At 64.0% G+C, this 18,960-nt stretch carries 13 protein-coding genes, 1 tRNA gene and 1 pseudogene; 8 read left to right on the forward strand and 7 right to left on the reverse strand.

Annotation, left to right across the window (positions count from 1 at the left end):
• Nucleotides 1-3: 3 nt before the first annotated feature.
• Nucleotides 4-3,426 carry a DEAD/DEAH box helicase family protein gene (locus tag AF337_RS32510; RefSeq protein ID WP_049735337.1) on the forward strand — a complete coding sequence of 1,141 codons (3,423 nt, stop codon included), beginning with the start codon at nt 4-6 and terminating at the stop codon, nt 3,424-3,426.
• A gap of 3 nt (nt 3,427-3,429) precedes the next feature.
• On the opposite strand, the gene AF337_RS32515 is transcribed toward AF337_RS32510, so the two are convergent.
• Nucleotides 3,430-3,503 (reverse strand) — tRNA-Gln (locus tag AF337_RS32515).
• A 166-nt stretch (nt 3,504-3,669) separates the two neighbouring features.
• On the opposite strand from AF337_RS32515, the gene AF337_RS32520 reads away from it, so the two are divergent.
• From AF337_RS32520 to AF337_RS45845, 4 genes and pseudogenes are all read left to right on the forward strand, one after another.
• Nucleotides 3,670-4,578, forward strand: a complete 909-nt coding sequence (locus tag AF337_RS32520) for an MBL fold metallo-hydrolase (protein ID WP_049735338.1) — start codon at nt 3,670-3,672, stop codon at nt 4,576-4,578.
• A 21-nt stretch (nt 4,579-4,599) separates the two neighbouring features.
• Nucleotides 4,600-5,049 carry a thiol-disulfide oxidoreductase DCC family protein gene (locus AF337_RS32525; protein WP_049735339.1) on the forward strand — a complete coding sequence of 150 codons (450 nt, stop codon included), beginning with the start codon at nt 4,600-4,602 and terminating at the stop codon, nt 5,047-5,049.
• Entirely contained in the window at nt 5,046-6,767 is a 1,722-nt protein-coding gene (locus AF337_RS32530; RefSeq protein ID WP_049735340.1) for a saccharopine dehydrogenase family protein, read from the forward strand. Before AF337_RS32525 ends, AF337_RS32530 begins: the two co-directional genes overlap by 4 nt.
• 229 nt (nt 6,768-6,996) lie before the next feature.
• A pseudogene (locus AF337_RS45845) lies at nt 6,997-7,147 on the forward strand (tRNA lysidine(34) synthetase TilS); the annotation flags it as partial.
• A 147-nt stretch (nt 7,148-7,294) separates the two neighbouring features.
• Here the strand turns inward: AF337_RS45845 and AF337_RS32535 are convergent.
• Nucleotides 7,295-8,200: a DUF1499 domain-containing protein gene (locus AF337_RS32535; RefSeq protein ID WP_049735341.1), complete on the reverse strand. Its 906-nt coding sequence runs from the start codon at nt 8,198-8,200 to the stop codon at nt 7,295-7,297.
• A 344-nt stretch (nt 8,201-8,544) separates the two neighbouring features.
• Here AF337_RS32535 and AF337_RS32540 point away from each other — a divergent pair, with 344 nt between their 5' ends.
• On the forward strand, nt 8,545-8,934 hold the full coding sequence (locus AF337_RS32540; protein ID WP_049735342.1) for a hypothetical protein: 390 nt from the start codon (nt 8,545-8,547) through the stop codon (nt 8,932-8,934).
• A gap of 83 nt (nt 8,935-9,017) precedes the next feature.
• Here AF337_RS32540 and AF337_RS32545 read toward each other — a convergent pair whose 3' ends face one another.
• Complete coding sequence (locus AF337_RS32545) at nt 9,018-9,263, reverse strand: hypothetical protein (RefSeq protein ID WP_037073946.1); 246 nt, start codon at nt 9,261-9,263, stop codon at nt 9,018-9,020.
• Nucleotides 9,264-9,368: 105 nt separating this feature from the next.
• On the opposite strand from AF337_RS32545, the gene AF337_RS32550 reads away from it, so the two are divergent.
• Nucleotides 9,369-9,566, forward strand: a complete 198-nt coding sequence (locus AF337_RS32550) for a hypothetical protein (protein ID WP_049735343.1) — start codon at nt 9,369-9,371, stop codon at nt 9,564-9,566.
• 229 nt (nt 9,567-9,795) lie between these two features.
• Nucleotides 9,796-10,071 carry a hypothetical protein gene (locus AF337_RS32555; protein WP_049735344.1) on the forward strand — a complete coding sequence of 92 codons (276 nt, stop codon included), beginning with the start codon at nt 9,796-9,798 and terminating at the stop codon, nt 10,069-10,071.
• A 98-nt stretch (nt 10,072-10,169) separates the two neighbouring features.
• Here AF337_RS32555 and ppdK read toward each other — a convergent pair whose 3' ends face one another.
• The 4 genes from ppdK to AF337_RS32575 form a co-directional block, all read right to left on the reverse strand.
• Nucleotides 10,170-12,854 carry a pyruvate, phosphate dikinase gene (ppdK, locus tag AF337_RS32560; RefSeq protein WP_049735345.1) on the reverse strand — a complete coding sequence of 895 codons (2,685 nt, stop codon included), beginning with the start codon at nt 12,852-12,854 and terminating at the stop codon, nt 10,170-10,172.
• An 843-nt stretch (nt 12,855-13,697) separates the two neighbouring features.
• Nucleotides 13,698-17,159 (reverse strand): chromosome segregation SMC family protein, encoded by a 3,462-nt coding sequence (locus AF337_RS32565; RefSeq protein WP_049735346.1) that lies wholly within the window; start codon nt 17,157-17,159, stop codon nt 13,698-13,700.
• A gap of 294 nt (nt 17,160-17,453) precedes the next feature.
• Complete coding sequence (locus AF337_RS32570) at nt 17,454-18,224, reverse strand: DsbA family protein (RefSeq protein ID WP_425287906.1); 771 nt, start codon at nt 18,222-18,224, stop codon at nt 17,454-17,456.
• A 153-nt stretch (nt 18,225-18,377) separates the two neighbouring features.
• The gene (locus AF337_RS32575; protein WP_049735348.1) at nt 18,378-18,959 is read right to left on the reverse strand and encodes a Fic/DOC family protein; all 582 of its coding nucleotides are present in this window, start codon (nt 18,957-18,959) and stop codon (nt 18,378-18,380) included.
• Between the last annotated feature and the right edge of the window lies 1 nt (nt 18,960).

Here is an 18,960-nt window from a genome sequence, read left to right on the forward strand (position 1 = left end):
TCCATGTCCAACTTCGCCTTCCTAGCCGCCGAATTTCCAGAAATCTTCGACAGCGCGAAGCGGGCGGAAGCTCTGGCCGAGGGCGATCCGCGGGCGGCGGCGTTTTATGCACGGCGAACGGTGGAACTGGCGGTGCAATGGGCTTACAAACATGACCCGGCCTTGAACTTCCCCTATCAGAGCAATATCTCGGCGCTGATCCACGAGCCGAGTTTTCAGAAGCTCACCGGCCAGGCGGTGTTTTCCAAAGCCCGCGTCATCATCAAGATCGGCAACCAGGCCGTCCATGAAAGCCGAGAGACGAAGCCCGCCGAAGCGGCGAATGCCGTGCGTGAGCTGTTCCATCTCTGCTTCTGGCTGGCCCGCACCTATGCACGCAAGGATCGCCCGGCCGACGGGCTCGCCTTCGATCCCGTGCATCTCACCCGCAAGGCCGACGTCGTGAAGCGCGCCTTCGCCGAACTCACCCGCATGAAGAGCGAGATGGAAGCGAAGGACGCCGCCTTCGAAGCCATGCTGCGTGACAAGGCCGATCTCGACGCCGAGTTGACGCGGCTGCGCGCTGAAGTGGCCGCTGCCCGCCATGAAAACGAGGCGCAGCCCGACCATCACGATTATTCGGAAGCGCAGACACGCGATCTTTATATCGACCTGTTGCTGAAGGAAGCCGGCTGGAAGCTCAACCAGCCGCGTGATCGGGAGTTTCCTGTCGAGGGCATGCCGAACAGCGAGGGCAAGGGTTTCGTCGATTACGTGCTTTGGGGTGACGACGGCAAACCCCTAGCGCTGATCGAGGCCAAGCGCACCAAGCGTGATCCGCGCGCCGGCCAGCAGCAGGCCAAGCTCTATGCCGATTGCCTGGAAAAGCAGTTCGGTCAGCGGCCGGTGATCTTCACCTCCAATGGCTACGAGCATTGGATCTGGGACGATACCGCCTATCCGCAGCGCGCCGTTTCCGGTTTCTACAAGAAGGACGAGCTGGCCCTGATGATCCAGCGGCGGGCGAGCCGCAAGCCGATTGCCGGACTGCCCGTCAACAGACAAATCGCCGGCCGTTATTACCAGACCCGGGCCATCTCGCGTGTCGCCGAGAGCTTTGAGGCCCACAAGCAGCGCAAGAGCCTGCTGGTCATGGCGACCGGCTCCGGCAAGACCCGCACGGTAATCGCGCTGGTCGACCTTTTGATGCGCGCCGGCTGGGTGAAGCGCGTGCTTTTTCTGGCAGACCGCGTGGCGCTGGTGAACCAGGCGGTGCGGGAGTTCAAGCGGCAACTGCCGGAGACCTCGCCGGTCAACCTGGTAACGGAGAAAAACGCCGAAGGCCGCGTCTTCCTCTCCACCTATCCGACGATGATGAACCTGATCGACGAGCGGCAAGCGGGACAAGCCCGCTTCGGCCCCGGCCATTTCGATCTCGTCATCATCGATGAGGCGCACCGCTCTGTCTATCAGCGCTACGGCGCGATCTTCGATTATTTCGACAGTCTGCTGGTTGGCCTCACCGCCACGCCGAAGGACGAGATCGACCACAACACCTTTGGTCTGTTCGACCTCGAGGATGGCGTTCCCACAGACGCCTATTCCCTCGACAAGGCTGTGGAAGACGAATATCTCGTGCCGCCACATTCGGTCTCCGTACCGCTCAAATTCCAGCGCGAAGGCATCCGCTACGACGATCTTTCCGAGGAGGAAAAAGAGCAGTGGGACATGCTGGAATGGGACGAGGAGGATGGCGATCCGCCTGATACGGTCAACGCCGAAGCCGTCAACAAATGGCTGTTCAACGCCGACACCGTCGACAAGGTGCTGGCGCATGTGATGACCGAGGGCCTGAAAGTCGCTGGCGGTGACCGGCTCGGCAAGACCATCATCTTCGCCAAGAACCAGCAGCATGCTGAGTTCATCGAGGAGCGCTTCAACCGCGCCTATCCGCATCTTGCCGGCCATTTTGCCCGCGTCATCACCTTCAAGACCGAATATGCCCAGAGCCTGATCGACGACTTTTCCAAGAAGGACGGCAATCCGCATATCGCCATCTCCGTCGATATGCTCGACACCGGCATCGACGTGCCTGAGGTGGTCAACCTCGTGCTGTTCAAGCTGATCCGCTCGAAGACGAAATTCTGGCAGATCATCGGGCGCGGCACGCGACTTTGCCCCGATCTCTTCGGCCCCGGTGAGGACAAGGAATTCTTCCGCGTCTTCGACTATTGCCAGAACCTGGAATTCTTCCGCCAGAACCCGCAGCCCGACGACGGCCGTAATGCGAAAAGCCTGAACGAAAGCCTGTTCGCCGCCCGCTTCAATCTCGTCCGCGCTCTGGACAACAAGCACAGGTTAGACGCTTCTGGCATGGCCGAGGCCCGCCAGGAAGGTTACGACGCCGGCGCTGGCAAGCCGCTCAATGAGCAGGCGATCCGCGACGAAGCGCTGGATGCATTGCAGACCTACGTTGCCGGCATGAATTTCGATAACTTCATCGTACGGGCGAAGCGGCGGACGGTGGAGAAATATAAATCCGCTGAGGCCTGGAACCAGCTGACAGACGCGGTGCGTGACGAGTTGCTCGACGAGGTTGCGCCGCTGCCAACCGAAGTGAAGGGCGAGCCGGAGGAAGCCAAACGCTTCGATCTTCTGATTTTCGGGCTGGAGCTGGCGCTGCTCAAGGGTTCGAAAAGCTTCGACCGGCTGAAGAAGCAGTTGATCGAGATTGCCTCGGCGCTGGACGAACAGACTGCGATCCCGATCATCGCCGCCCAGCATCCGCTAATCCTCGACATCCTCTCGGACCCCTGGTGGGAAGGCATTACCGTGCCGCTGCTCGAACTGGTGCGGCTGAGGCTTCGTGGGCTGGTGCAACACATCGAGAAGGGCAAGCGCAAGATCGTCTATACCGATTTCGAGGACGAGTTGGGCCTGGGCGCTGAGATCGATCTGCCGGAGGTCGGCGAAGTGGATTTCGCCCGCTTCAAGCGGAAGGCCCGGCATTTCCTGCGCGAGCACGAGGACCACATCGCCATCGCCAAGCTGCGCCACGGCAGGCCGCTGACGCCGACCGATATCGAAGAGTTGCAGGCCATGCTGCTTTCGGCCGGCATCGGCGATGTCAAGCATCTGGAGAAGGCGACGGAAGTCGCGCACGGCTTCGGCGCGTTCGTCCGCTCGCTGGTTGGGCTCGACCGGGCGGCCGTCGCCGAAGCCTTCTCCGGCTTCGTCTCCGACAGCGGCGCCACGGCCGACCAGATCGAATTCATCGAAATGGTCATTGAGCACTTGACGGAGAGAGGCGTCATGGATCCCGCCCTGCTCTACGAAAGCCCATTCATCGATGTTGCACCAGAAGGTCCGCAGCAGGTCTTCGACTTCGAGAAGACGAAGAAGCTCGTCGAGGTGATCAGAGGATTGAACGAGAGCGCAGCGGGGTGAAGATGGCTGGGGCGCCTGGATTCGAACCAGGGATGACGGTACCAAAAACCGTTGCCTTACCGCTTGGCGACGCCCCACCAGAGCTTTCGGCGCGAAGCGCCGGCTCAATTCGACGCCTGATTAGCAAAGCTCTCCGTCTGTCACAATGACTAAGTTGCCCCTCGCGCAGATTTATGCGCTGCAGAGCGCAAAGGGCCGTGCTAGGAATGGGCGGTGTCATCGGCCTCGAGAGCATCGTCCCTCATGGAAAGCCCCGCATTCGACCTTGCTTTCGAGCCGGCCTATGGGCGCGCCGTGCCGGTGGCGCCAGGGGTCGAGCGGGTCACGGCGGAGAATCCCGGGCCTTTCACCTTTTTCGGCACCAACAGCTATATCGTCGGCGCCGCCTCGGTCGCGGTCATCGATCCCGGGCCGGAGGATGAGGCGCATTTTCAGGCGTTGATGGCAGCGCTTGGCGGGCGGGAGGTGACGCATATCTTCGTCAGCCATACGCATCGCGACCACTCGCCGCTGGCCCGCCGGCTGCAGGCGGAAACGGGGGCGGTGACGGTGGGGCAAGGGCCGCACCGGCCGGCACGGCGGCTCAGAGATGGCGAGATCAATCCGTTTGCCGAAAGCTCGGATCTGGACTTCGCGCCCGATATCGCGATCGGCGACGGTGAGACCATTGCGGGCGATGGCTGGGCGCTGACGTCGGTGCTGACGCCGGGGCATACGGCCAATCATGCCGCCTTCGCGCTCGAAGGCCGCGATATTCTCTTCTCCGGCGATCATGTCATGGCCTGGTCGACCTCGATCGTCGCGCCGCCGGATGGGTCGATGGCGGATTATATGGCCTCGCTCGAGCGGCTGATAGCGCGTGAGGATCGTCTGCTGCTGCCCGGCCATGGCGGGGCGGTGACGGCGCCGGCGAGTTTTCTGCCGGCGCTGAAGGCGCATCGGCTGAAGCGCGAGCGGGCGGTGCTGGCACGCATCCGGGCGGGCGACGCTAAGATTGCCGAGATGGTGAAGGCGATCTACAGCGATACCGACCCGAAGCTGCATGGGGCGGCGGCCCTTTCCGTGCTCGCCCATATCGAGGATCTCGTCGAGCGCGGCGAGATCGCCGCGGATGGGCCGCCTTCTCTTGCCGCCACCTACCGGCTGTTGTAAGCGGGAGATGGGGAGATTACCATGACGCGCACCGCTTACAGCTATCGCGATGATGCCGATGTGCCGGATTTTGCCGATGACCAGCCGCTGATCATTTTCGATGGCGAATGCGTCTTCTGCTCCGGCTGGGTGAAATTCGCGCTGAAGCATGACAGGCAACGGCGATACCGCTTCCTCGCCGCCCAGTCGCCGCTCGGCGCAGCCCTCTACCGGCATTATGGGCTGAATGAGCGCGATTACGAGACCAATATCTTCATCGAGAATGGCCGCGCCTTCTTCAAGTCCGACGGCTCGATCCGCATGGTGGCCGGCCTCGGCTTTCCCTATTCGCTGGTCAAGCTCTTCCGGCTGCTGCCGCGCCGCCTTGCCGATACGCTCTATGAATTCATCGCCCGCAACCGGCTGAAGATCGCCGGCCGGCAGAGCTGCATGGTGCCGACGGCGGAGCAGCGCAGCCGCTTCATCGCATGAGCGGCGAGCGGCTTTCGCTGCTGATCATCGGCGGCTACGGCACGTTCGGCGGCCGGCTGGCGCGGCTGCTTGGCGATGAACCGCGGCTCAGGCTGTTGATCGGGGGGCGGTCGCTTGAGAAGGCCGACGATTTCGTTGCCGATCTCAGATCGCCGAAAGATGGATCCGAGGGCCTGGGCAGCAGCAATCTGGGGGCGAGCCTGCAGGCCGTGCGCTTCGATCGTGACGGCGATCTCAGCGAACAGTTGATGCGGCTGCAGCCCGATCTCGTCGTCGATGCCTCCGGGCCGTTCCAGAGTTTTGGGGAAGACCCCTATAAGGTCGTGCGCGCCTGCATCGGGCTCGACATCGATTATGCCGATCTCGCCGACAGCACCGGCTTCGTCGCTGGGATCGGCGGGCTCGATACGCAAGCGAAAGCGAAGGGCGTTTTTGCGCTTTCCGGCCTCAGCAGCCTGCCGGCGCTGTCCTTCGCAGCGCTCGATGTGATGGTGCCGCGGTTTTCCCGGATCGATGCGGTGGCTGCGGGCATTGCCCCGTCGGCGCATGTGAAGATCGGCCTCAATGTCGTGAGAGCAATTGCGAGTTATGCCGGCAAGCCGGTCTCGGTGCTGCGCCAGGGGCGGCCGGCGCAGGGACGCGGGCTGATCGAGGCGATGCGGGTGACGGTGGCGCCACCCGGCGTGGCGCCGCTCCGCAGCCGGAATTTCCTGCTGGTGGATGCGCCGGATCTGGCGCTGCTGCCGAGGCGTTTTGCCGGCCTGCAATCGAGCTTCACCGGGGTCGGAACGGAGCCGCAGGCGCTGCAGCGGCTGCTCGGGTTTGCGGCGGGGCTCACGCGGCTGAAGCTGCTGCCGTCGCTGACGCCCTTTGCGCGGCTGATGCAGCGGGCGAGCCACGGCCTGGCGATCGGCGAGCATCGCGGCGGCATGTTCGTGCGCCTGAGCGGCCTCGATGCCGCCGGCAAACCGCTTGCCTGCGGCTGGCATCTGATTGCCGAGGGGGATGACGGGCCGTTCATTCCGGTCACCGGCGTGGCGGCGCTGGTGCGCCGGCTGCTCAAGGGTGTCCGGCCGGAAAATGGCGCCCGGCCGGCGGCGGGGGAATTGCAGCTCGCGGATTTCGAAGCGGAATTCCAGCGCTTCTCGATTGCAACAGGGATCAGGGCGGAAAGCGAGGGCGCCGGCCTGCCGCTTTACCACAGGGTTCTCGGCAGCGCCTTCGAGCGGCTGCCGCCGGCCATATCAGCCATGCATGCGGGCGGCGCGCGTGTCGCCTCCGGCCGGGCGCGGATCGAGCGCGGCAGCGGGTGGCTGGCGAGGATCGTCGCCCGGCTGATCGGCTTTCCTCCGGCGAGTGAGGATGTGCCGGTCACGGTGCGCTTCGCCGCCGATGGCGACAACGAGATCTGGACGCGGGATTTCGGGGGCAAGAGCTTCCACAGCCTGCAGCTCGAGGACAAGGGCCGCGACCGGCACCTGCTGGCGGAAGTCTTCGGGCCGTTCCGGGTGCTGGTGGCGCTGGTGCCTGAAGGAAACAAGCTGCGGCTGGTGGTGCGCGGCTGGCGCTTTTGCGGGATCCCGCTGCCGCTGTTCCTGGCGCCGGGCGGGGAGACGTTCGAGGAGGAGCGTGAGGGGCGGTTCCATTTTCACGTCGAGATCGGCGGGCGGCTGACAGGGCTGGTGGTGCGGTATACGGGGTGGTTGGTGGTGGAGTGAGGTCGTTCTTCCTCACCTCAGCCGGCCTGCCGTGTGAGCCCCCCTCTGCCCTGCCGGGCATCTCCCCCACAGGTGGGGAGATCGGCTGGGAGCGCTGGCTTCCCCAAACAACTGACGTTGCAGCCCGTCGGAACGGTAGAGGGGGCGCGAAGTTTGGGCCACTTGTGTTCTCCCCACCTGTGGGGGAGATGCCCGGTAGGGCAGAGGGGGGCCAGCACGGCACACCCTTTCCTCCCTCATTCCTGTGCTCGTCACAGGAATCCAGCCACCGCGCGTCTGCGCGGTGATTGACTCTCACCAAGCGTGAAATGTCTTCCGCGCCCAAAGACTTGGGCGCACTGGATTCCTGTGACGAGCACAGGAATGAGGGAGGTTGGGGTAGCATTCGCGCTAAAATTTTCGCTGGTGTGCGGTGATAGGAGGCCGGAGCCTGCCGCACCCTCTCCCGGCCCTTCGCTTTGGCTCAGGGCGTTCGCCGCTGCAATCGATTCACTGGATCGATTGCTGGCGCTTTGCGCCACCGCGGCTCACCCACCCGCAATCCCTAATAGTTCGGAATCCAGCGCCTTCAGATAATCGCCGGCGATGGCGGCGCTGAAGCCGAGGTCGTGTTGGCCGTAGCGGGAGGCGACGCGGATGTCGACGAAGGTGGTTTCGGCCTCTTCGCGCAGGCGGATGAGGATATCGAAGCGCAGGCCGAGGATCAGCGTGCGGTTGCTCGCCTGCAGCGTCACGCCGTTGGCACCGCGGATCAGCTTGGCGACATCGTCGTCATAGGGGCGCGGCGTCGGCACCGGGATGATGCCGGGCGCATCGGCGACGGCCTCGTCGCCGGGGGCGGGTTTGGCCGGTCCGTCCTCCGGGTCGCGATCCGGCTCGCTGGTGCCGCTGCTCCTGACGATCGTGAAGCCACTCTGCTTGGCGACCTTGCGCACCGCTTCCAGCACCCGGTCGAGCGCCCCCTCATAACGCCGGCCGGTCAGCTCGGGATAGGCAGTCATCTGCTTTTCGCGATCCTCCGGCGTCACCGGATTGCGCTTCAGCCAGATCTGATCGGCGTGCGGCGGCGACAGCCAGTCCGGCACCGAGACCGGATCGGTGGAGACGTCGTAGATATCCGGCAGGCTGAGATATTGCTCGGCGGCAAAGGCGCCGATCGTAAGCGGAAAGGCGGCATAGATCAGGGCGGCGAGTGCGGCGAGCCCGCCTTCGGCGCCTGAGACCCAGAGGCTGCGCAGGCCGACGGCGGCCAGCAGCGCGGCCAGCAGCCCGCAGCCGGCGGCGGCGATCAAGAGCAGCACGAGATAGGGGGTGGCCAGCCCGCCGAAGCGATGGGCGATCAGCACCGCCAGCGCCAGCACCAGCGAAAACGCCCCGAGCAGCCGCGCAAAGCGGGCGGCGCTGGAAACGGGACGGTCGTAACGGATGGCCATCAAACTTACCGGTTGCTCGTCAGCGCCGCGTCCTCGACCACGCAAATCGCCATATCCTTGTTTAGAGCATGATGCCGAAAAGTGTGAAGCGGTTTTCGGACGACATCATGCTCTATTTCTTTGATTCAGATCCGGATTCAGATTTTAGGCCGGCCCGGCCTAAAATCATCCGGATCTGGGCAAGATTCGGCTGAATTGAAACTGTTGTCTTGGAATATCAGCTGGAATTCCCCTGACATGATCGAGGCGATGGCCGGGCCGATTCATGAGCCCTTGCTGATATGGCAAAAAAAGGTCATTCTGCCGCGGTTTCATCTCCTGATTTAAAGGCAAGGAGAGGCGGGATGATTTCACCCGAGATAGCAGCCAGGCCGCAGGCGTCTGCGCTTGGCGGGATCGACCACAGCGAGCCGATGCTGCCGCTGGAGCTCGTCGAGCTCGAACTTTCGCTCGAAGGTTATGCCGGCGGCGATGCCGGCTTCTGCGAGGCGGTGCGCCAGGCGGCGAACCGGGCGGGCGGCGAATTGCTGTTCGACCTGCCGGCCGGCGGCCTCATCGCCGATTGCCGGCGCATCGCGGTGCTGCGCATTCCCGATGAGGGCAACGAGATGCGCGTCGTGCTGGCGCTGCTCGATTATGCCGGCACCGAGATCCGCATGCAGGCGCCCGATGAGGAGACCGCGCATCTGGTGCGCTTCGCCGATGCTTTTGTCGAGCTGCTGGAGCGGATTTAAGTTTGATTTTTTTGCGCAATTCCCGGCAAAAGCGCTTCGCGCTTTGCCTGGGAAAACCGCTGCACACTTTTCCTGGAATTGCTTTAGCGCCGCTCGGCCGCCGCTTCCGCCAGGCTGCGGAAGGGAAACTTGCGGCCGCATTCGCATTTGAGCATGAAGCTCTCCTGGTGGTTGGACGGGCGCTGCACGCCAAAACCGCGCGGCAGCTGATCGACCTTGAAATCCGGGTGCTTGCGCTTGGGATCATCGATCTCCGAGGCCTCGGCAAAGCCCTCATTGCCGCATTGCGGGCAGTTCAGTTTTTTCGAAAATCGATCGCGGATGGCCATGCTGGTTTCCAGTGTTTGCAGGTGTCCTCATACAGAGGAATGCCGACTCGTGAAAGTGGAACCATATGCCAGGGATGCCGTTCCTTTTTTGAAAAGGAGGCGATCATGCCGAACAGAGATCCCATCCCAACACCGACAACCGACACCCCGCGCGGCCCGACGCCGACGCCTGGCATTCCCGACCCCATCCAGCAAAAACCGCCGCTGACACCGGTGCAGGACCCTGGAGATACGAAGAACCCGCAGGATCCGCCGCTCGATCCGGCACTGTTGCCGATCGGCGATCCGGCTGGGGCGGCTTGATTTTGGTTGTGCCGTGTGGTTGCCCCTCACCCTAACCCTCTCCCCGTTCTGACGGGGAGAGGGGACATGCCCCGCGAGAGGTTGGCGAGGGACGGAGAGGTTGCGGCATATCCCCTTCGCCCCGCGCGCGGGGAGAAGGTGCCGGCAGGCGGATGAGGGGCATCTCGGCCTCCCCGCTTGACGCCCGCACCCGAATGGCATTTCCTCAGGGAAAAGCAAGGAATACCCGATGCGCATCCGCCTTCTCATCACCATGGCCACCCTCGCCGCCGTCCTGTCCGCCTGCCAGACGATGACGCCGGAGGAGCGGCGGGCGGCGGATGAGCAGAAGTGCCTGAGCTATGGTTTCCGCCGCGGCACCGATGGTTTTGCCACCTGCCTGCAGCGCATCGAGCTCGACCGGCGGGCCGAATCGCGGGCGCAGAGTGCGGAGATGATGCAGAGCATGGCCTGGGATCTCAACGGGCCTTATGTCTACCGCAATCACTGGCACCATCATCATTGACCCCAGGCGCCCAAAGGGCTGCCCGGGCGCCCCAAAGGGCTGACCCCGCGCCGAAAGGGCTGCCGCGAGCGCAGATGCCGGCGCATGCAGCGCTTCGGCTATTTCCCCGGCGGCGCCTTCAGATTTTCCGATATGACCGCCTGCGCCGCCGCCAATCGGGCGATCGGCACGCGAAACGGCGAGCAGGAGACATAATCCAGCCCGATCGTCTCGCAGAAGCGGATCGAGGCCGGATCGCCGCCATGTTCGCCGCAGATGCCGAGCTTCATGTCGTTGCGGGTGCGCCGGCCGCGTTCGGCGGCGATGCTGATCAGTTCGCCGACCCCGTCGAAATCGAGCGAGATGAAGGGGTCGTGCTCGATGATGCCCTTGCGCTGATAGGTGGGGATGAAGGCCGAGGCGTCGTCGCGCGAGATGCCGAAGGTGGTCTGCGTCAGATCGTTGGTGCCGAAGGAGAAGAATTCGGCGGCTTCGGCAATCACATGGGCGCGGAGCGCCGCACGCGGCAGCTCGATCATCGTGCCGACGAGATAATCGATCTTCATGCCGGCCTCGTTCATGACGTTGCCGGCAACCTCGTCGATGCGCGCCTTGACGTAATCAAGCTCGGAGCGCAGGCCGACCAGCGGCACCATGATTTCAGGCACGACGGCCGCCCCAGTCTCCTTGGCTGCGGCAACCGCCGCCTCGAAGATGGCGCGGGCCTGCATCTCGACGATCTCAGGGTAGGAGATCGCCAGCCGACAGCCGCGATGGCCGAGCATCGGGTTGAATTCGTGCAGCGCATCGACGCGCTGGCGCAAGGCCGAAGCCTCCATGCCCATGGCGAAGGCGACTTCGGCCACCTCGTCGTCGGTCTTCGGCAGGAATTCGTGCAGCGGCGGATCGAGCAGGCGGATCGTCACCGGCAGGCCGTGCATGACGGTGAAGAGGCCGGTGAAATCCAGGCGCTGCATCGGCAACAGCTTGTCGAGCGCCAGCCGCCTGCCCTTCTCGTCCTCGGCCAGGATCATCTCGCGCATCACATGGATGCGCTCGCCCTCGAAGAACATGTGTTCGGTGCGGCAAAGGCCAATGCCCTCGGCGCCGAAGGAGCGGGCGGCGCGCGCATCGGCCGGCGTATCGGCATTGGTGCGCACCGTCATGCGCCTGGCGCGATCGGCCCAGCCCATGATGCGGCCGAAATCGCCCGAGAGTTCCGGCTGGATCATCGGCACCTCGCCCTTCAGCACCTGGCCGGCCGAGCCGTCGATGGTGATGATATCGCCCTTCTTCAGGGTGACGCCCATGCCGAGCAGCCGCTCGTTGCGTTGATCGATGCGCATGGTGCCGGCGCCGACGACGCAGGGGATGCCCATGCCGCGGGCGACGACCGCCGCATGGCTGGTCATGCCGCCGCGCGTCGTCAGAATGCCTTCGGCGGCATGCATGCCGTGAATATCCTCCGGGCTGGTCTCGACCCTGAGCAGAATGACCTTGCGGCCCTCGGCCTCGGCCTCCACCGCTTCCTCGGCGGTGAAGACGATGGCGCCGGTGGCCGCCCCCGGCGAGGCCGGAAGCCCGGTACCGATCACCTGGCGGGTGACGCGCGGATCGATCGTCGGATGCAGCAGCTGGTCGAGGCTGGAGGGTTCGATGCGCAGCACCGCCTGTTCCTCGGTAATCACTTTCTCATCGACCATGTCGACGGCGATCTTCATTGCCGCCCGGGTCGAGCGCTTGCCGGCGCGGGTCTGCAGCATCCACAGTTTGCCGCGCTCGATGGTGAATTCGATATCCTGCATGTCGCGGTAATGGATCTCGAGCTCGCTGCAGATGCGGCAGAGCTCGCGAAACGCCTCCGGCATCAGCTTTTCCATCGAGGGTTTTTCCGAGCCGGAGGAAATCCGCCCTTCCTCGGTGATGCTCTGCGGCGTGCGGATGCCGGCAACGACATCCTCGCCCTGCGCATTGACGAGGAATTCGCCGTAAAGCGCCTTCTCGCCGGTCGAGGGATTGCGGGTGAAGGCGACGCCGGTGGCCGAGGCATTGCCGAGATTGCCGAAGACCATCGCCTGGATGTTGACCGCCGTGCCCCAGGCTCCCGGAATATTGTGCAGCTGGCGGTAGGTGACGGCGCGTGCGCTCATCCAGCTTGAGAAGACCGCGCCGACCGCGCCCCAGAGTTGAACCTCGGGATCCTGCGGGAATTCCTGCTCCAGTTCCTCCTCGATCAGCCTTTTGTAGAGGGAAACGATATGCTGCCATTCGGTGGCGCTGAGTTCGGTATCGGTTTCATGGCCGAGCTTGGCCTTCTCGTCTTCGAGGATCTCCTCGAAAGCATCGTTGCCGAGGCCCATGACGACATCGGCATACATCTGGATGAAGCGGCGGTAGCTGTCCCAGGCAAAACGCGCGTCGCCGGCATCGTGGCCGAGCGCCTGCACCGTCTCGTCGTTGAGGCCGAGATTGAGCACCGTGTCCATCATCCCCGGCATCGAGACACGGGAGCCGGAGCGCACCGAAAGCAGCAGCGGCTGGCTGCCGGCGCCGAAGCGGCGGCCGGTGATCGCCTCAATGCCAGCAATGCCGGCTCGCACCTCGGCCTTCACACCGTCCTCGATATGGCGGCCGTTCCTGTAATAGGTGTTGCAGGCATCGCCGATGATCGTCAGACCCGGCGGAACGGGCAATCCCAGCGCGCACATCTCCGCCAGATTGGCGCCCTTGCCGCCCAGAATCTCGTGATCGCGCGCCCGGCCCTCAGCCTGCCCGTCGCCGAACGTATAGACCCACTTGGTCATCTTCCCCCCAACACCAAACCGGGATTAGCTTAATCCGTTGGTGTTGAAATGAAAATCGACAAATGCGGCGGAATGTTGCGTTGCACAATAAATCTTCGGCCCGGCCGCGTTCGAAACGATTGAAACTTCGCCGGATGCAGAGGAAGGCATAAAAAAAGCTTTGCGGGACTGCAACAGGTCCCGCAAAGCCTTGTTTCCGTCCGGCCAGGAAAACCGGACGGGGGGTCCCTCAACCCAGGGCACTTTCCTCAAATAATGGAATGCCCTATCGCTTCATCTTCACGCAATTCCTGCGAAAGCCGCTTGGCGCGTTTCCTGGAATTGCCCCAGATTTTCCGGTCCTTGCCCTCTGCCCGGAAAACCGCATGCAAATTCGACAATAAGCAACCTTGACCGCCCACGCTTGCGCTGAAGCAGCAGGTTGCGTTGAAACAACTTCTAATGCAAGTCATCGCAAAGAGCATCACCCAAATGGGGTACAGGCCGCAAAGAAGCCGACCTTTTTTGGTGGTTACGACAATTCTGGTGAAAGTGCAGGCGTTTTCGGCTTGTTTCGGCCTTCAGCCTGACCATTTTGGCCTATCACCCGCAGTTCCGTCAGCCGCAAATTATCACGGCTTATGGCGAGGTGTTACGCAATATGACCGTGCACCTCCCGCCAATCGCTCTCGCGCCTGGAATCCACGCCCTGCTGCGATGGAGACGAAGGTGGATCCTCGGGTCAAGCCCGAGGAGGACGGCGGGTGGGGTGACCTCCGCGGCAAAACAGCGATGGCCGGATAGGAATGCGCTGGCGCCTCCTTCAGTCTGCGCCTCCTGCCGGCACGCCCCCAACGCAGTCCCTCAAGCAATCTCACGCAGGCGTTCAGCCGTCTGCAGGTCGACTGAGACGAGGGTGGAGACGCCCTGCTCGGCCATGGTGACGCCGAAAAGGCGGTTCATGCGGGCCATGGTGATCGGATTGTGGGTGATGATGACGAAGCGGGTTTCGGTGGAGGCCGCCATTTCGTCCATCAGGTTGCAGTAGCGCTCGACATTGTGGTCGTCGAGCGGCGCGTCCACCTCGTCGAGCACGCAGATCGGCGCCGGATTGGTGAGGAAGACGGCGAAGATCAGCGCCATCGCCGTCAGCGCCTGCTCGCCGCCGGAGAGCAGCGTCATGGTCTGCGGCTTCTTGCCGGGCGGCCGGGCCAGGATTTCGAGGCCGGCTTCCAAGGGATCGTCGGATTCGATCAGCTGCAGCTCGGCGGTGCCGCCGCCGAACAGATGGGTGAACAGCCGCTGGAACTGGGCATTGACGACGTCGAAGGCGGCGATCAGCCGCTCGCGGCCCTCGCGGTTGAGGCTCTGGATGGCGCCGCGCAGCTTGCGGATCGCATCGATGACGTCGTCACGCTCCTTGATCAGCGCTTCGAGCTTCTCGCTCAGTTCCTTCTGTTCCTCGTCGGCGCGCAGGTTGACGGCGCCGAGCCGCTCGCGCTCGATCCGCAGACGCTCCAACTCGCGCTCGACCTCGCGCGGGTCGGGAAGCGCCTGCATGGCCGGGCGCCCGGTCAGCTGCAGCGCCTCGTGCGGGGCGACGTTCAAAACTTCGCGGATGCGGCTTTCGCTTTCCTGCCGCTTCTCGCGGGCGGAGACCAGGCGCTCCTCGGCGCGGCCGCGGCGTTCGCGGCATTCGGCAAGTTCCGACAGCGCGGTTGCCGCCTGGTGGTCGGCCTCGCGCTGGATGCGTTCGGCCTCGGCCAGGAGATCGCCGGCATTGCGGCGCGCCTCTTCGGCCTTCTGCAATTCGCTGAGCAAAGCCCGGCGCTTGTCGTCGAATTCATCCGGCGCCATTTCGAGTTCGGCTGCCTCTTCGCGCGCCTCTTCCTCGCGCTCGCGCAGCGTCGCAACCTGATCCTCGCCGCTGGCCGCCCGCTGGCGCCAGGTCTCGCGCTCCTGGCCGATCGCCATGATGCGGCGCTGACGGGCCTCATTTTCCCGCGCCAGGCTCTCATGGCGGGAGCGGGCCTCGGCGAGCGCGCCGCGATCGGTCGCGACCTCCGCCTGCTGGAAGCGCAGCCGCTCGTCGATCGCGGTGAGATCGGGCGCATCCTCCAGCTCGATGCGGGCATTCTCCTCCTGGATGCCGATCTCCTCCAGCTGCGCGCCGAGTTGGCTGACGGCCTCGCTGACGACATCGCGGCGGCGGATCAGGTCGCCGGAGGCGCGCTCGGCAGTAACAAGCGCTTCGCGCGCTTCAGTGAGATGACGGGCCGAAAGACGGCTCATGTCGCGGGCCTCGGCAAGCCGGCGCTCCTCGCCGCGGATCGCATCAGTGGCGGCCGCCTGCCGCTCCTCGGCTTCGGCAAGCACGTCACGGGCAAGGGCCGCCTCGCCTTCGAGTTCGGCGAGCCGGTTCTTCTGGGCAAGGCGCAGGGCTGCGGCGCTCGGCGCGTCGGCGCCGGTCACGTGGCCATCCCAGCGATAGACGGCGCCCGCTTTCGTCACCAGCCGCTGGCCGGGCTGCAGCGCCGCCATCAGGCGCTTGGCGTCCCCATCGGCGACCAAGCCGATCTGGCGCAGGCGGCGGGTGAGTGCGGCAGGCGCGCTAATATGGGCGAGGAGCGGCGTGACACCTGCGGGCAGCGCAGAGTCGCCGGCGCCATCGCCATTCTCCGACCAATGGGCCGGCGCCTCGGCATCGAGCGGTGATTCCAGATCGTCGCCGAGAGCGGCACCGAGCGCGGTTTCGAAGCCGCGATCGACCTTCAATTCTTCGGCAACGGGAGAGAATTTCCCGGCCGCAGCGCCGGCGGCGAGCATGCGGGAAATGGTGCGGGCCTCGGTTTCCAGCGCATTCAGGCTCGAGCGAGCCTGATCGACCGGCGCGCGCGACAGCGCCTCGGTCTGGCGGGCAGCGGCCAGCGCCTGCTCCACCACCTGAACGGCGGCTTCGGCATCGGCGAGCGCGATTTCGCCGGCCTCGACGATCGCGCGCTTTTCCTCGGGATCGGGCAGGCCGGCGATCTTGTCGCCGATGGCTGCAAGCTCCTGGTTCGCCTCATTCATCTGCCGTTCGAGGCGCATCCGGCGGTCGGCGAGATCGCGGATGGCGCGCTCCAGCTGGTTGCGGCCGGCAGCGGCTTCGGCGCGCTCGGCCGTCAGCTGGGTAAAAATGCGCTCGCTGTCGGCAAGTTTTGCCGCCGCCTCCTCGAAGGCCTCGCGGGTTTCCTCGGCATAACGGCCGGAATCGGCGAGCACTTCTGATATCTCGGCCTCTTCGGCATCGAGCCTTGCCAGGATGACGGCATTGTCGGCCACCAGCCGCTCCTCGCGGCGGATATCCTCGCCAAGCTGGGCGAGACGGCGGGTCAGCTCGTCGCGGCGGCGCAGGATGCGGCCGGCATCCTCCTCCAGCTGGCTTCTGGCGATCTGCAGGCGCTGCAGGGCGGCGGCAGCGCGCGCCTCGCCTTCGCGCAGTTCCGGCAGCTTCAGGCTGGCGATGCCCTGATTCTTCGCCGCCTCCATCTGCATCTGCGCCTTTTCGGCAACGACTGATGTCGCCTGGTTCAGCGCGCTATCGGCCTCGGCCTCGGCCTCCTTGGCCTGCACCCAGCGGATATGCAAGAGCATCGCCTCGCGGCCGCGGATATCGGCCGACAGCGTCTTGAAGCGGTTGGCCTGGCGGGCCTGGCGCTTCAGGCTCTCGATCTGGCTTTCGAGCTGCGAGGTGACGTCGTCGAGACGCTCGAGATTGGTTTCGGCGGCGCGCAGGCGCAGTTCGGCTTCGTGGCGGCGCGAATGCAGACCCGAAATGCCGGCCGCCTCTTCCAAGAGCTGGCGGCGGGCCTGCGGTTTTGCCTGGATCAGCTCGCCGATCCGCCCCTGGCCGACCATCGAGGGCGAACGGGCACCGGTGGAGGCGTCGGCAAACAGCAGCTGCACGTCCTTGGCGCGGCTTTCCTTGCCGTTGATGCGGTAGAGCGAACCCTGCTCGCGCTCGATGCGGCGGGTGACCTGGATCTCGTCGGCATCGTTAAAGGCGGCGGGTGCGGTGCGCGTCGCATTGTCGAGATAGAGCGCCACTTCGGCGGTGTTGCGGGCCGGCCGGTTTCCTGAGCCGGAAAAGATCACGTCGTCCATGCCGGAGGCGCGCATGTTCTTGTAGGAATTCTCGCCCATCACCCAGCGCAGCGCCTCGACGAGGTTCGACTTGCCGCAGCCGTTCGGGCCGACGACGCCGGTCAGCCCCCGCTCGATGATGAATTCCGTCGGCTCGACGAAGGATTTGAAGCCGACCAGGCGCAGCTTGTTGAACTTCATGCGGAGACATCCACGGCAGGAAGCCCCCTCATCCGCCTGCCGGCACCTTCTCCCCACTGGGGAGAAGAGACTCCGGGTCGATGCCGTGCCCACATCATCCCTCGAATGATGGGAAAGAAAGGCAGGCGGCATACCCCTTCTCCCCTCGGGGGTCCGAAGGACGGGTCGAGACCCGCGGCTCGAACCCGGTCGGTGCCGGCAGGCGGATGAGGGGGCCACACCAGCAAGCTGCGCTGAATACGAAAAACGGGCGCACGGCTTTCGCCGTCGCCCGTCTTCGTCAAACGGTCCGGTTCAGATGAGGCTGTCGATGAGCTTCGACAAGGTTTCAACCGGCATGTCTCCAGAATAGCGCTTGCCATTGATGAGGAAAGTCGGCGTGGCATTGACGCCGAAATCCTTGGATCCCCTTTCCCGCGTGGCGTTCACTTCATCCAGAAGCTTCTGGTTCGTCAAGCATTTCGTGAAGCTATCCTCAGTAAATCCGGCCAGCTTCGACATCTGCAGCAGCGCGGCGCGGCCGTCATCGGCGGCGGCCCAGACCTGTTGCTGCTTGAAGAGCATGGAGACCATCGGGAAATACTGTTCCGGCGTGCTCAGCTGCTCCGGATTGGAAGCGCTGCAGCGGGCGAGCATGAATGCTGCGGCGGCGCGCGGATCGAAGGGGAATTCGCGGATGATGAACTGCACCTTGCCGGCGTCGACATATTTCTGCTTGATGGCGTCGAAGGTGGTGTTGTGGAAATGGGCGCAATGCGGGCAGGTCATCGACATGTATTCGACGATCTTGACGGGGGCATCGGCCTTCCCAAGCGCCATCTCCGGCAGCGTGCCGGGCTTCAGCACTTCGGCCATGTCGACATCACCGTCGGACTGCGGCATTTCGGTCGCCGAAGTGGCCGCCGTCTGGATGGTATCGACATTGCTGCCATCGGCCATGGTCTTGCCGGAGGACGAAGCATCGGCAGCGTCCTTACTGTCGTTGCAGGCGGCAAGCGCTGCGGCAGCTGCGGCGATGGCGATCCCACCCAGGAGGCGGCGTTTCGTCAGTTGCATTTCGGACATCGGCATGGGTTCCCCATAGGTATGAGAGTGACGGCGTGACTGTGCGATATAACGGCTGACGGCCGCTCACAAGCCACGCTTCGCCAACTTCCTTCAAAGAATTGTGACCGTGATGGGACCGCTAGGCAAAATTGCGATCGGTCGGCCTGCGCATCAAGGTTCGGTGATGATGTCAAGGATCAGCCTTGCCAGCGGTTGCTCTGAGCCCGCAAAGCTCTCGATCATGGCGTCGATGACACGGTCGCGATCAAGCAATTCTGCATTGAACGGCAGACCAGCACGCTCGGCCATAAGAGCGAGAAAAGTCAATTGGGTACGGCCGTTGCCCTCACGGAACGGGTGTATGGCGTTGATTTCGGCGAGCAAGTGAGCGGCTTGAATTGCAAAATCTGCTTGTGTCAGTCCTTGGAAATAGTTCGCCTGGGCAAGCTCCCGAAAGATCCGATTCAGCTCGTTTGCGATGAACTCGGGATAACAGAACCAGTTGCCACCCTTGCCGATACGGATGGTGCGGATCTCGCCGGCCCAATCGTAGACATCCTGGAACAGATGCTGGTGTAGGGCGAGATAGTGCATGACATTCAGATTGCCCTCCGGCCAAGGCTCATCCGAGCGGAGCACGAACATCGCTGTTTCGAACTCATCGAGTTCCTTCTGGTCCGTAAGGTCCAGTTTGTTGCGGAGCACGGGCGTGCCCGGATAACAGAGCGGGTCGTATTCGGCAGTGTAAACCAAC

The organism is Rhizobium ecuadorense (genome assembly GCF_001187535.1).
GTDB lineage: Bacteria > Pseudomonadota > Alphaproteobacteria > Rhizobiales > Rhizobiaceae > Rhizobium > Rhizobium ecuadorense.

Excerpts from the sequence above, each read along its gene's own strand:
- AF337_RS32555 (WP_049735344.1), top strand. The coding sequence starts at position 9,796 with ATGCGCATCCGCCTTCTCATCACCATGGCCACCCTCGCCGCCGTCCTG.
- AF337_RS32530 (WP_049735340.1), top strand. The coding sequence starts at position 5,046 with ATGAGCGGCGAGCGGCTTTCGCTGCTGATCATCGGCGGCTACGGCACG.
- AF337_RS32570 (WP_425287906.1), bottom strand. The coding sequence starts at position 18,224 with ATGTCCGAAATGCAACTGACGAAACGCCGCCTCCTGGGTGGGATCGCC.
- ppdK (WP_049735345.1), bottom strand. The coding sequence starts at position 12,854 with ATGACCAAGTGGGTCTATACGTTCGGCGACGGGCAGGCTGAGGGCCGG.
- AF337_RS32565 (WP_049735346.1), bottom strand. The coding sequence starts at position 17,159 with ATGAAGTTCAACAAGCTGCGCCTGGTCGGCTTCAAATCCTTCGTCGAG.
- AF337_RS32540 (WP_049735342.1), top strand. The coding sequence starts at position 8,545 with ATGATTTCACCCGAGATAGCAGCCAGGCCGCAGGCGTCTGCGCTTGGC.
- AF337_RS32535 (WP_049735341.1), bottom strand. The coding sequence starts at position 8,200 with ATGGCCATCCGTTACGACCGTCCCGTTTCCAGCGCCGCCCGCTTTGCG.
- AF337_RS32525 (WP_049735339.1), top strand. The coding sequence starts at position 4,600 with ATGACGCGCACCGCTTACAGCTATCGCGATGATGCCGATGTGCCGGAT.
- AF337_RS32520 (WP_049735338.1), top strand. The coding sequence starts at position 3,670 with ATGGAAAGCCCCGCATTCGACCTTGCTTTCGAGCCGGCCTATGGGCGC.
- AF337_RS32545 (WP_037073946.1), bottom strand. The coding sequence starts at position 9,263 with ATGGCCATCCGCGATCGATTTTCGAAAAAACTGAACTGCCCGCAATGC.
- AF337_RS32550 (WP_049735343.1), top strand. The coding sequence starts at position 9,369 with ATGCCGAACAGAGATCCCATCCCAACACCGACAACCGACACCCCGCGC.
- AF337_RS32510 (WP_049735337.1), top strand. The coding sequence starts at position 4 with ATGTCCAACTTCGCCTTCCTAGCCGCCGAATTTCCAGAAATCTTCGAC.